The sequence below is a fragment of the Photobacterium satsumensis genome, assembly GCF_050336935.1.
GTDB classification, from domain to species: Bacteria; Pseudomonadota; Gammaproteobacteria; order Enterobacterales; family Vibrionaceae; genus Photobacterium; species Photobacterium satsumensis.
Genome location: NZ_JAKJSK010000006.1, coordinates 179,285 through 192,968, shown reverse-complemented (window position 1 = coordinate 192,968; position 13,684 = coordinate 179,285). Strand labels below are relative to the sequence as shown.

At 46.2% G+C, this 13,684-nt stretch carries 10 protein-coding genes; 9 read left to right on the top strand and 1 reads right to left on the bottom strand.

Going from position 1 to position 13,684, the window contains the following annotated elements:
* Positions 1-224: 224 nt before the first annotated feature.
* Positions 225-2,297, top strand: coding sequence for a multicopper oxidase domain-containing protein (locus L4D79_RS00985; protein ID WP_428646148.1), 2,073 nt, complete (start codon positions 225-227; stop codon positions 2,295-2,297).
* 388 nt (positions 2,298-2,685) lie between these two features.
* Positions 2,686-3,477, top strand: a complete 792-nt coding sequence (locus L4D79_RS00980; RefSeq protein ID WP_428646145.1) for a YMGG-like glycine zipper-containing protein — start codon at positions 2,686-2,688, stop codon at positions 3,475-3,477.
* A gap of 73 nt (positions 3,478-3,550) precedes the next feature.
* On the opposite strand, the gene L4D79_RS00975 is transcribed toward L4D79_RS00980, so the two are convergent.
* Positions 3,551-3,973, bottom strand: coding sequence for a hypothetical protein (locus L4D79_RS00975; RefSeq protein ID WP_428646142.1), 423 nt, complete (start codon positions 3,971-3,973; stop codon positions 3,551-3,553).
* Between the two features lie 164 nt (positions 3,974-4,137).
* On the opposite strand from L4D79_RS00975, the gene L4D79_RS00970 reads away from it, so the two are divergent.
* From L4D79_RS00970 to L4D79_RS00940, 7 genes are all read left to right on the top strand, one after another.
* Positions 4,138-4,716 carry an RNA polymerase sigma factor gene (locus L4D79_RS00970; RefSeq protein WP_428646140.1) on the top strand — a complete coding sequence of 193 codons (579 nt, stop codon included), beginning with the start codon at positions 4,138-4,140 and terminating at the stop codon, positions 4,714-4,716.
* Positions 4,716-5,453, top strand: a complete 738-nt coding sequence (locus L4D79_RS00965) for a hypothetical protein (RefSeq protein WP_428646137.1) — start codon at positions 4,716-4,718, stop codon at positions 5,451-5,453. Before L4D79_RS00970 ends, L4D79_RS00965 begins: the two co-directional genes overlap by 1 nt.
* 712 nt (positions 5,454-6,165) lie before the next feature.
* A complete protein-coding gene (locus L4D79_RS00960; protein WP_428646135.1) occupies positions 6,166-6,657 on the top strand; it encodes a copper chaperone PCu(A)C in 492 nt (163 codons plus the stop codon).
* A 158-nt stretch (positions 6,658-6,815) separates the two neighbouring features.
* Positions 6,816-7,697 carry a LysR family transcriptional regulator gene (locus L4D79_RS00955; RefSeq protein WP_428646132.1) on the top strand — a complete coding sequence of 294 codons (882 nt, stop codon included), beginning with the start codon at positions 6,816-6,818 and terminating at the stop codon, positions 7,695-7,697.
* 177 nt (positions 7,698-7,874) lie between these two features.
* Complete coding sequence (locus L4D79_RS00950; protein WP_428646130.1) at positions 7,875-9,023, top strand: efflux RND transporter periplasmic adaptor subunit; 1,149 nt, start codon at positions 7,875-7,877, stop codon at positions 9,021-9,023.
* 6 nt (positions 9,024-9,029) lie between these two features.
* The gene (locus L4D79_RS00945) at positions 9,030-12,110 is read left to right on the top strand and encodes an efflux RND transporter permease subunit (protein WP_428646127.1); all 3,081 of its coding nucleotides are present in this window, start codon (positions 9,030-9,032) and stop codon (positions 12,108-12,110) included.
* The gene (locus L4D79_RS00940; protein WP_428646124.1) at positions 12,097-13,551 is read left to right on the top strand and encodes an efflux transporter outer membrane subunit; all 1,455 of its coding nucleotides are present in this window, start codon (positions 12,097-12,099) and stop codon (positions 13,549-13,551) included. Before L4D79_RS00945 ends, L4D79_RS00940 begins: the two co-directional genes overlap by 14 nt.
* Positions 13,552-13,684: the final 133 nt, after the last annotated feature.

Here is a 13,684-nt window from a genome sequence, read left to right as displayed (position 1 = left end):
TCATTTCATGTATTCTCTACTCTGATTACTTATTGGCCGACTGTGATATTCCAACTGGGGCTCCTCCTAGCCCATTATTCGGTGCTGAAGCATTTACACAGGCCTTATATCGACTAGAAGAATTTGGAACTATTCCACTCCCTAACTCATCGAACCCTGGAAATCCCTTTCCAACCCCCAGTGATAAAAATTCATCGCCAGTGGGTTATAAATTGGATAATTTCATGGGGCAAACTCTATACCCTATCCCGGATAAATCACATTCTGGATCATATGCTAATACGTCGGATCTCAACCCTTGGAAAGCTAAAATTAACAGTTTCCTTGGCCTTAACTTAGTGTATCCGCCAGCGGAAGGTCGACCGCCCGGTATAGATTGGGCACACCAGCGCTGGAGTGAATTCTACCCTGAAGAATATACGGTGACTGCGCAATCTGGTGTCAGGATAAACCGTGGCTTTCGCGATCAATACCAAAGCCATGAGTTTCAATCCCATGAATTTACAGAAGGCGGTTTATACCACTCCACCTTCAACTGGGCTAAGCAACCTGGTCTCAGCGATAATTTCAAGGCCACAACCGATGGGATACCAGCTCAATTTCACCCTAAAATGCCCGTCCAACAAGCAAACACCTTATGGACATTTGACGGCACGTTTCCACCTAAGTTGCTAAAAATGCGATATGGCTATCCGGTACTTTTCCGGCATTACAATGCATTACCCATATCACCTTCAGCTAACAATGGATTCGGCCTACATACCATTACCACACATCAACATAATGGTCATAACCCCGCAGAGAGCGATGGCTATACCCAAGCTTTCTATTTCCCAGGACAATACTACGACTACCGTTGGCCAATGATTTTGGCAGGTCACGATCATAAAAATAAAAAGGCAACGGATTACCGTGCGGGTGGCCCAGATGGTAATAAAGGGATAAGAAAAATACCGGGTGATTTCCGAGAAACCATGAGCTCACTCTGGTTCCATGATCACATGCTCGATTTCACCGCCCAGAATGTCTACAAGGGCAATGCAGCCTGCTTGAACCTCTACAGCGCCCTAGACAGAGGTAATGAATATATTGAAGACGGTGTTAATCTTCGCTTCCCTAGTGGCACGTATTTAGACTGGGGAAATCGGGATTATGACGTTAATTTAATGGTGGCCGATAAAGCCTGGGATAAAAAGGGCCAACTATTTTTCAATATATTCAACCTTGATGGTTTCCTTGGTGACCAAATGCTTGTGAACTGGCAGTACAAACCGTATATGGATGTCAGGGCTCGAAAATATCGTTTCCGCGTTCTCAACGCTTCGGTCTCACGCTGGATGAAAATCGCGGTTATGACAGAAGACAAAGACCCTGTCCCACTCTACATGATTGGAAACGACGGTAACATCATGGAGCACAGTGTATTCTTTGATAAAGGAGAGCTTCCTACTCAGGCAATTGGTGAGCGCTATGACATCATTATAGATTTCAGCCAATTTGCACCCGGCACCAAAATTTATTTAGTAAACCTCATGGAGCACGAAGACGGCCGTGAGCCTGAGGGCACCCTAAGTCGCTCTAAGGCCTTTAATAACCCATTCAAAAAAGGAAACACCTGTGATCCTGCTGTTGGTAAGTTCATGGAGTTCCGTGTTCACTCCTATGACGGCATTGATCACAGCATGAACCCTGCGAATTATGTCAAAGGCAAGCAGAAAATGATCAAGCGTCCAAAATTCACTAAAACGGAATTAGCCAACGCCCGGCACCGTTCTTTTGAATTTGGCCGTAGCAGCGGAACAGATTCAGCCCCTTGGACCATCAAAACCGATGGCGGATCTGGATTTGCAACAGATCCCAAAAGACTCTCTGCAGCCCCTAACATTGGTGATGTTGAAATTTGGCACATCAGCGGAGGCGGTGGTTGGAGCCACCCTATCCATATCCACTTCGAAGAAGGGCAAATCCTCAGTCGTGACGGCGGCAGGCCCCCTGAATGGGAAAAATGGGCAAGGAAAGACATCTATCGAATAGGTGATGTCAAAGACAGTAGCCGCGAACTCACTGTCGCCATTCGCTTCAGGGAGTTCATGGGCAGCTATATGGAACATTGCCACAATACCCAACATGAAGATCATGCCCAACTACTGCGCTGGGATATTGAAAAGCCGGGGCAAACTGTGCCAATCAGAACCCCAATGCCCACATGGGAAGGCGTCGGTTATGTCGATTCCTTTACCCTATCCACCTACAAAAAAGGTGATGTAGACGCCAAAGAAGAGTTTAACGACAACTGAGCCACAAAACGTCGCTCCCTCTTGTTCAGGTGGCATCACTTCGATGCCACCTGTGATGGGGGTGAATCGGCTCCTCTAAAGGTTTTTGTCACATTCCCTTACATTTACCGCTTAAAATTTGCAGTGATTTTCACTCACACACCTAACCAACCACAAAATTACGCTCGTATTTAAAAACAGCGTTTTTAAAATCAAGCACATAGACAAAAGCATTTAATCGCCACTCGTTAAGCTAAAAAATGCAAGCAACTTTACAATTAGAAACATAAAAAACACTGTTCATTACGTACAGGAATGATTCAGTTTCATGCTGTTAAATTAGCGCCATAACAAAACGCCATCACAGCAGTGATGCAGCCTTAAAGCATATTAATCAGCAGGAATCACCATGAATACATTCGCCAAATCTTCTATTGTTTCAATCATCGGTTTAACCCTTCTTACTGGCTGTGTAAACCCAGACAATCAAGATGATCCTAATGCACTGACTAAACAAGGTGCTGCTGGTGGTGCCCTTCTTGGCCTAACGCTCGGTGCACTAACAGGTGATGCTGACCTTGCTGTTAAAGGAGCGATCGCGGGTGGTGTTACAGGTGGTGTAGCGGGTGCTTCTGCTGATATTCAAAACAACCGCGACAATCAACGCCATGGCAGCCGTAACGATGCTCTGGCTCAAATTGGTAATGCCGGTCAAGCGACAACAACGGCTACACAGCCACAAAACTGGGATAAGCTTGATAACTTCACCGGCAACTGGAATGTCAGCATCTGGAGTGGTGCAACGGAACAGCCAGTAAATGCAACGGCAAAGGCCACCGGCTCTCTTGCAAAAACCACGGAAGCCAACGTTAACATCAACAACATGACCGTTGATGGCCAATCACAGGCACTCTCTTTTACTGCAAACTTTGCCTATACCCCTGAAGCGGGTTACAGCCTGACGGTCACTGATAACGCAAGCAATGTACCGGTTACTTTTGCTGGTGAATACCAGCAAAGCATGAACCGCTACAACTTTTACCCAACCAATGCGCAGGCAAGCATTTACCAAAACATTGACTCTTCAACGGTACGTTTAGAGCTTGGATTCGCTGGCCCAAGTGTATGGATGGTTGACACTTACGCCCAAGTCGACGGCCAAGAGCAAAAAATTCAAACTTACCGCTTTACCAAAGGCTAATTAGCCCTTAACTGAGCATGAGTTTCCTGTAGCGCTGTGTCTTTAAGCAAATAAAAGGCACAGCGCTTTTTTTTTACAGCGAGCAGCCCAGGTAGCCTACCGTAACATGTGTTCCTCTACCTACCTCTGGGAAATTTTCAGGGAAAGGCTGACTGTCGTCATACACGCTATCAATATTAGTATCAAACTCCAGATCACCTTGTAGATCAAAGCCTTCATACCTAAGCATCAGCTTTCCGACATAAACATAATCCACATGAACATCCAGCTCTTGACCTGAACTAAAGTAGCCTCCAGGCGCTGCTTCGAATGACACATCAAATTTCTCCCGTCCCCCACGCACCTCAAACCTCGCATCCATACTGGTATCGTAAGCACCGCGTTTTTCGCATTCAATTCTCGTTCTGTCTTCATCTTTCGCAATACTACTGCCAGAGAATGCAATCAAACTCACTATGCCCACTGCTGTTAATGCACCTTTAATACCCTTTTTCATATATTCACCTAATCAAGTTGATTCAATCAGACATGCCACTGCTTTTCCAAGCGGTACTATAAACATCCTTGTTTCACGGGTAAGAGACAAAAGGCTAAATATTGTTCCATGTCGATAGTGAGAAAATTTGAATACCAAATTCACTCTATGCTTACAACAAACCTATGGAACAAAAATCACGCTTAGAGCCTCTTATAAACATGAGTAGACACTCTCAATCACAGCATGACTACAACCAGCTCGTGGATCAGTACTATGTAAAGCTTTACCGCTTTGCTTATAGCTTGACGAATTCACAAGCCGATGCCTGTGATCTTACCCAGCAGGTATTTTGTATTTGGCTAGAGAAAGGACACCAACTGCGCGAACCAGATAAGGTAAAAACGTGGTTGTTTACCACGCTGTACAGGGAGTTCCTGCATGCAAAACGGAAGTTAGGTCTGCTGACGAGCGATGAAGATATTATTGAAAACATTGCAGAAGAGTTGGAAAACCATGAATCGCTCTGCATCAACCCAAATTTGGCTATGGCTGCCATATCAAACTTGACGGAGTTTTACCGCACACCATTAATTTTATTTTACATGCGGGAGCACTCATACCAGGAGATTGCAGATATTATTGGCGTTCCGATAGGCACGGTTAAGTCTAGAATATCAAGAGGCAAAACAATGTTATACAACATCATTGAATCAGATTTAACCGACTTCGACGATAGCTTGGAGCAAGTAGGAGCAGAGTAATGGACAGCAATAAAATCAAGTCAATATTACGACTCTATCGTCCTGACATTGATGAAGAAAACAAGCCTATCTCGGAAGCTCTGGCCCAAGTAGAGAGCGACCCTGAACTTAAAGAATGGTACAAAAATCACTTAGAAAACGAAGATGCTATTAGTGCTCAGTTTGATGACATTGCTATTCCAATTGATCTCAAAGAGCAACTCAAGAAGCAATACGAACTCAAAAACGCGACGCCAAAACGCAGCTCTTGGTTGGCACCGCTGGCTCTTGCCGCTTCTATATTGCTGATTGTTTTGTCATGGCTAGATTTTTCACTGGGAGACAAACCGAATTTTGCACATTTCCAGCAAGATATGATCGCTTTTGCTACCCAACCTTATGAAATGGATATTGTGGTAGAAGACCTTGATTTGATAAACAAGGGGTTTGCAAAAGTAGGGTGGCCAACTAACTACATCACCCCCGAGGCACTTAATCGTCTGCACGCTCTGGGCGGGGTCACGCAGGAATGGAAAAATGAAAAAGTTTCGATTGTTTGCTTGGAGGACGAGGCCGGTAAATATATTTGGTTATTTATCACTAAACTCAACGCTTTTGGTGAAGATCATACAGCGGCTATGAACGCAATGCTAATTAGCGAGCAACCACTACTCACCCATGCTGCATGGCAAGATCAGGAATTTACCTATTACATGATTGCTGAAGGCGATATTGAGTTTATAACAAGCTATTTATAGTTGGCGTAAACAAAACCCATCTCCTTAATTCACCTCTCCCTTTGGCTTGTTAGCCACCAAGCTATCGTCAACTGACATTTCATCATGGTACTTTGCTCTCAAAATAGACACATTAAATTAACAAATACAGTTACATGCTTGTTATCGCCTGCTACTATCCAAGCATCAAAACAATAATAATGTCGTTTCATGTATACTCATATTCCCTCTTCCTATCAGTCATTGACGAATCAAAACGACACACGCCGAAGATGGATCTGTTTATTAGTTATTGTTGCTCTAATCGCATCATCACTGCTCTCTTCAGTTGTTGTACTTAACCCTCAGTATTTTGCGAAACAGTCAGGTTGGCTAACCGGTCAACAAGTACTTATTTGTACCTCAGAAGGATTGCGTTGGACCTCTGTATCTACACTCAAACAAGATAGCAGCGACCAACATAGCAATGAGCACCAAAGCTTCAATATACACTGCCCTATCTTCAAACTTCACGATAGCAAAGGCTTGTCTGTTGAAGGTGACTATACCCTTGCCCACTACATTCAATTTGTAGGGTTTCTTGGTGGCTACTCTCCGTTAGAAAAAACGATAACTAATCGTCTATACCTCATCGCGCCCAAACATTCTCCACCATTATCTTTCTTGAACCGTATAACTTAATGGAAAATCAATTAGTCAAATTTATCTGGCATAACGCCAAATGGAGAACGTAATGAAAACTATAAAAAGCATTCTACTAGGAAGCCTATTCGCACTTACCAGCGCAGCTTATGCTCACGATTTCAAAGCAGGCGATTTACATATTGATCACCCTTGGTCAAAGCAAGTCCCACCAACCTCACAAGTTGCTGCGGCTTTTTTCAATGTGATGAATCACAGTGATAGCAGCGATGAGTTGATCAGTGCCTCTTCGCCTATCGCAGAGAAAACCGAACTGCATGCCCATATGCATGAAGACGGAATGATGAAAATGCGCGAAGTCGAGAAGATCGATATCCCAGCCCATGATTCACAGGCCCTGAAACCGGGTGGCTATCACATTATGTTGTTTAACCTGAAAGAAGTGCCACAGTTAGGTGACAGCTTTCCCGTAACCCTTAACTTCAAACATGCCGGTGCTGTTGAAGTTGAAGTCAAAGTGGAAGAGGCAACTTATATGCCTGAGAATATGAAAGAAGAAAAGATGGATCACAGCCATCATTAATGATCCTTCTTGATCTTCCACATTCTGTTTAACATAAGCCGCCGCTCTGGCGGCTTTGTTTATATACCCAAGCAATCTTCCATGACCTTTATCATTCCCTTAAAAAAGTTCGCCATTTACACTGTAAAGACAGTTTATTATCTTTAGAAGCGACATTTATGCGTCTTGATGACCTAAAATTATTTACCACCGTAGTTGAACTCGGTAGCTTCTCTGCGGCAGCCAATGCGCTCGACTTACCTCGCGCCAATGTGAGCCGCCGAATTGGTGAGTTGGAAAAACACCTCAATGCACAGCTATTTTTCCGTACCACCCGTAAACTCCGTCTCACTCAACATGGTGAAGTGCTCTATCATGAGCTATTAAAAGTGGTTCAGGGTCTGGAAAAAGCGCAGGAGGCAATGTACCAACTCGACAATAAACCCACAGGGAAAATAAAAATAGGTGCGCTCCCCGACAGTGATGAACTCCTTCAGCCAATCCTCAATCAGTTTCAGCAGCAATATCCAGATATCGAACTGGATGTTCGTTTCAGTACCAATGGCTACAAAGATCTCTATGAGCAAGGTCTCGACCTGAGTTTCCATGTTGGCCAACTACAAGATTCTACCCTTGTCGCAAGGCATATAACTTCCATTAACCGCTTTTTGCTGGCAAGTCCCGACTATATTGAGCAATACGGCGAGCCAAAGAGTATTAACGATCTCTCCCAGCACCGTTGCATTTGCTATCGCTGGCACGATGGAAGAATAGAGGATACATGGTGTTTTACTGACTCCACTCTTAAAGTTAAACCCATCCTTAGCAGCAACAGCACCGGTTATATCCGCCGCTCTATGATTGCTGGCCAAGGGATCAGCTTTTTGCCCTTGCTACTAGCATTCAATGCCATGGACTCTGGAGAATTAGTGCGGATCTTACCTGACTGCCAATCACAATCCGAAGATGTTTGGCTCGTTTACCCAGACCGAATGGGGGTCAGCCGGGCAACACGGGTTCTTATTGACCATCTTCTCGAACACTTGCCAAAAGTCTTTTGATTGTCGCACTTTTTGTATAGATGATAGGCATTAAATCTATTCATCGAGGACTTTAACGCCCATATTGTCACGTTTTTCATGACAGTGTTTCACAGCACAGCCGGATTATCCCATCCCACTTAAAACTTAAAATAACACTGTTTTAAATAAAACAGCTTTTTTTGAGTGGAATGGAATATGAAAACAATAACTCCCTTTGTGTTGACCCCGGTTGCCATGCTTTTGCTAACCGGTTGTAGTGACACGACAACAACTCCGGTTGAGAAGTCACCACGCCCAGTACAAGTCATTGAGCTGGAAAGTCAGCATCAATATAATACCCGTCAGTTTTCAGGCGTATTAGAAGCGATAGATACCGCAAACTTAGCCTTTAAGGTGCCGGGTACCATTACAGAGATAATGGTGAAAACCGGTCAACAGGTCAAAAAAGGTCAAGTGATCGCCAGGCTTGATCCTCACGACTACCAAGTTGCAGTACTCGAACTGGAAGCCCGGTTAGATGAAGCAAAAGCAGCCAACGCCCTCGCCGACATTGAGCTAAAACGAGTCAAACAAGCTACCAACGACAATGCCATCGCAGCCGTCAACCTTGACCGGGCAGTGTCTGGTTACAAGCGAAGCCGAGCGATGGTCAAAGTGGTCGAGCAAAACCTCCAGAAAGCCAAAGACGCACTCGCCTATACCGAGTTAACAGCACCCTTCGATGGCGTTGTCGGTAAGCGCTTCAGCGAGCAATTTGAGCAGGCAGCACCGGGGCTACCGGTATTTACCCTTCACCAGCCAAGTCATCTACAAGCCGTAGTTGATATACCGGAAAGCCTGATAAACCAATTCAAAGCGCAACCCTCAGGTATTGTTTCTTGGTATGGCAATACCGATATTATCCCAGCCACACTAAAGGAAATTAACACCCTTCCAGATCCAATTAAGCAAACCTACCAGATCACCTATCAGCTGGATCAAAGTGCATTGACGATGACAACTGATGCCCTACCCGGCAAGGCCATCCAGTTAAATGTCGCGTTTGAACAAGGTGAAGGCCAGTATTGCATTCCTTACTCAGCCATTAAACAAACCGGGGCAACGCATACGGTCTTCGCTATCAAGAATGGAAAAGCTCATCCGAAAGCGGTGAGCATTGAATCACTACAGGCAGACCAAGCCTGCGTGACAGGTAACCTTGGTGCTGGCGATAAAATCATCACCGCCGGAGTACATTATCTTCAACCAGGCCAACCTGTCGGAAAGCTGCTAACGACAGCGATCATCACACCACAGAGTATTCTCCATGATGTGCTTGTTGCCTCAAACCAAGAAACACGATAGGTGAAAATGATGAACCTTGCAGAATTTGCAATTCGACAACGCACCTTTATCATTTTCTTTAGTGTGTTGTGTGTTATTGCCGGTATCACTTCCTATTTCAAGCTGGGTAAGCTTGAAGATCCTACCTTTACCGTTAAAAGCGCTGTTGTTGTCACTCTCTATCCCGGTGCGTCCGCACAGGAGGTTGAGCAGCAAGTCACAGATAAAATTGAAACCAAGCTGCAAGAGATGGAAACCCTGTGGAAGCTTCGATCTTTATCTCGCCCGGGTAGCTCGATGATTTTTGTCGACCTTCAAGAAGCGACCAATTCCAAAGATCTCCCTCAGCAATGGGATTTGCTCCGTCGCAAAGTCAACGACGTCAAGCTCAGCTTACCTGCAACAGCCCAGATCAGCATTGTGCAAGATGAGTTCTCCGAGGTTTACGGCATGTTGTTTGCGATAACCGGTGAAGGTGTCGAGCCCAGTGAACTTCGTCTCTATGCCAAAGAGCTACAGCGTCGCCTGAAAGCGGTTGAAGGGATTAAGAAAATTGAACTACATGGTGTACGTAACCAAGTGGTGAATATCGACTTGCCGGATGAACGTTTAGCCGATTACGGTATCTCTTCCGCTCAGGTGATCAATCAACTAGCCAGTCAGAACATGATTTACGATGCCGGTAAATTCAAAGCAGGGATTGAACGTATTCGCATTGACCAAGGCAGTGAATTTACCAGCCTGGACGATATTAGAAACTTGATGATCAAAGGCGGCGTAGGCGACTTGGGAACCGGTTTGATCCGCCTTGGCGATATTGCCACCGTTTCAATGGGCTACCAAACACCCGCATTATCAGAAAGCCGATTTAATGGTATTGACGCCATCACCCTGGCTGTCAGTCCGGTATCAGGCATTAATGTGGTATCACTCGGTGATCAGCTCAATCAGGTTATCGGTGAATACCAGCAAAGCCTGCCTGTTGGCGTTGAGATAAATACAGTCGCTTTCCAACCGGAGGAAGTACAAAAATCTATCAACAACTTCGTATCCAACCTTATCGAAAGTGTGTTGATTGTAGTGGCGATCCTATGGCTATTCATGGGGCTAAAAAGTGCCCTTATTGTGGGTAGCAGTTTGATGCTCACTATCCTACTAACCCTGATCTACATGAAGATAGACGCCATTGATCTTCAGCGAGTCTCACTGGGCACCTTTATCCTCGCCTTAGGTATGCTGGTCGATAATGCGATTGTTGTGACCGACATGATCATCTCAAAGGTCAACAAGGGGATGGATCGACTAAAGGCAGCCAAACAGACCATTCAGGAAACTGCCGTACCGCTACTCGCAGCCACTTTTATCGCGGTGATGGGGGCAAGCCCCGTGATGTTTTCCAAGACCGACTCCGCTGAATTTGCCGGTTCGGTATTCTGGGTAATGTGTGCATCACTGTTACTGTCTTGGCTCATTGCTATGACGATAACCCCATTGATGTGCTGGGCGTGGATCAAACCGATAAAAGATCAAGCGCAGCAGCAGGAAAGTAAACCGTCCCTATACCGAAAAGCAGTTCACTACACGGTACGCCACCCGCTTAAGGGCCTCAGTCTCTTAGTCCCCTTACTCGGTATAACAGCCTTTGTTGTGCCCCAAATCGCGGTCAACTTCATGCCAACCTCCGACCGCCCTATGGTATTCCTCGATTACTGGCTGCCTAACGGCGCACAGATCGAACAAACATCGGCAGATATGGAGCGAATTGAAGATTGGCTACGCGACCAACCCGAGGTCAAAGATTTCACCACCTTTGTCGGTGCCAGTGCGCCAAGATTCTCTGTCACTGTCGAGCCAGAGCCGTATGATCCAAGCTACGGGCAGATCCTGATCAATACCCATGATTTTGAAGGTATAGCAGTACTCGAGCGCCGAGGCGATCAATGGCTAGAAGAACAGTTTCCTCATGCTGAGCCCCGCTTCCGTGCGCTCAAGCTTGCCACCAAAGACAAATTCAGTATCGAAGCAAGGTTTATCGGCCCAGATCCTGAAGTACTTCATGACCTGTCTAAACAAGCACAAGCCATTATGCGGGCACACCCTAACACCAAATATGTCCGTGATGACTGGCGCCAGAAAAGCAAGGTGATTGTTCCGCAACTTAATCAGGAACAAGCGCGTCGCGCAGGCATCAACCGTACCGATGTTGCCCTCGCCATCCAGCGTGCAACAGAAGGTGTCACATTGGCACAACTACATCAAGGCGATGAACTTATCCCAATCAAAATACGCAGTGCCGAGGCTAACATCAATTCACTAGAAACACTGCCAGTACGCTCTTTGATGGGCATGCACTCCGTGCCGCTTGGACAGGTCGTCGATAAGTTCGAAATCCAAGATGAAGAGAGCATGATTTGGCGTCGTAACCGTGTTCCTGCAATCACAGTACAAGCTGCTGTTGATGGAATGACAACTTCGGATGTACGCAAGCAACTTGCTGCAGAGATTGAAGCTATCGACCTGCCATACGGCTACCAATTTGAGTGGGGCGGCGAATATTACGATGAAGACCGTGCGATTACCGATACCTTCAAACAAATGCCTAAAGCACTGCTCATCATGGTGATAATCCTCGTTGCGCTGTTCAATGGCTTCAAACAACCCATCATTATTCTCACCACGGTGCCACTGGCTGCTACTGGTGCAAGTTGGTTCTTGTTATTAGCTGACAAGCCCTTTGGTTTCATGGCGTTAATCGGGGCAATCGCTCTATCGGGAATGATCATCAAAAACGGTATCGTCTTGATGGATCAAATCGAGCTGGAAAGGAAAAATGGTAAAGGGTTAGAGGAAGCCATCGAGGAGGCGACATTAAACCGCACCATGGCAATTTCTATGGGTGCCCTGACTACGGCTCTGGGTATGATTCCGCTTCTGTCAGACCGCTTATTTGACCAAATGGCCGCAACCATCATCGGTGGCTTGGCGGCAGCCACTGTGTTGTCTCTGTTTGTGATGCCTGCACTATACCGTCTATTTTATCGAGCCGATCTGAAACAAAATGCCAACAGTGCCGCACTTACCAAGGAGCTGTCTAATGAAAATGCCTAAGCTTTCTGCATTGGCAGTCGCCCTGCTCTTAACAGGCTGTGCGTCAGCACCTGACTACAAACAGCCGAGTAATGCGCTAACGGAAACTTACTTAAATCAATCGATTGAGGGGACTCATTCAGGGCATAGCCTAGAAGGTCAACAAACTAACGCTCATTGGTGGTCTCAGTTTGGTGATCCCATGCTAAACCAGTTGATTAAAGATGCCCAAAATCAAAGTATTCCCCTGAAAGTAGCTTCTGAGCGGATTAAATCGGCGCAATCCTTCAACCGGATTGTAGAGTCTTTCAAGGTACCGACCGTCAGCCTAGGTGCAGGTTACACCTCTTATGGCATCAGTGACAATGACCCTTTGCTTGGTGCAGTCGTCTCGTCCAATAACCCACTGGGTACTGCACTTATCGACAGTGATCAAAGTGCTTTTCATGCTGGGATGACCATCGCTTGGGAACTGGATTTATTTGGCCGAATCGACAATCAAGCCAAGGCTGCCTCTATTCGTGCCGAGCAAGCCGAAATCATGCGACAAGGTCTGACAACCTTGATCACCAGTGATGTGATCCACAACTACCTCCAATACCGTGGAGCGCAAGAACGCAAAGCAATCGCACTCGATCTTGTTAACGATCAGCAGAAAACACTGGAATTGGTAGAAAAAGTCCATCGCAGCGGGTATGGGTCACAGCTTAATGTCGCAAGGGCAAAAGCCATGCTTGCAGCGACAAAAGCGGTGATCCCACAGCTAGAGACAGCTGAGAGTGCCCACCAGCAGCGTTTGGCGATTTTACTCGGTGAGTCCCCAAAGCAGATGCAAAGCAGACTGGAGTCGACCTCTCCATTACCAATATTTAGCGGTGTGATTCCAACGGGCTTACCCTCAAACCTTCTGCAAAGAAGGCCTGATTTGCGCATCGCCGAACGGGAAATGGCAGCACAGAACGCCGAGTTAGCGGCTGCTGTCGCCAACCAATACCCGAAGTTTTACCTGACCGGTACACCGGGTTTATTGGCGAACGACTTTGATGACTTGTTTAACAGTGACTCAGCGACATGGCTAGCCAGTGTCGGAGTCAGTTGGAACCTCTTCGACGGCGGCCGTACCGATGCCATGATCAAGCTTCAAGAATCGCGCTTTGAAGCCAGTGCACTGTCATATCAGCATGCCGTAAACAGTGCCATTGGCGAAGTGGAAACCTTACTCAATGGCTATGGCAACAGCCAGCAATATCACGGTCTTATTTCCGAGGCCAAATCGGAAACAGACACCGCCGTTGATAAGGCTCTCTCGCTCTACAAAGCAGGCTTAATCGACTACCTCACAGTACTCGATGCCCAGCGGCAACAACATGCGATGCGTGACCGAGAAGTGGCCGCCCGCTTGCAAACCGCCACTATGGTCGTCGGCCTAAACAAAGCCCTTGGAGGAGATTGGCAGATTTAACCACCTCGCTAATTTAATATTTATAGATTTTCAATCTTTTGCCCAGCAGGTTGCTCGCTATACCACTCATAACAGGCTTGCTGGGCCTTTTTTCTACTCTTTCACCTTAAGAAAAGCATCTCCACTCCGCTCT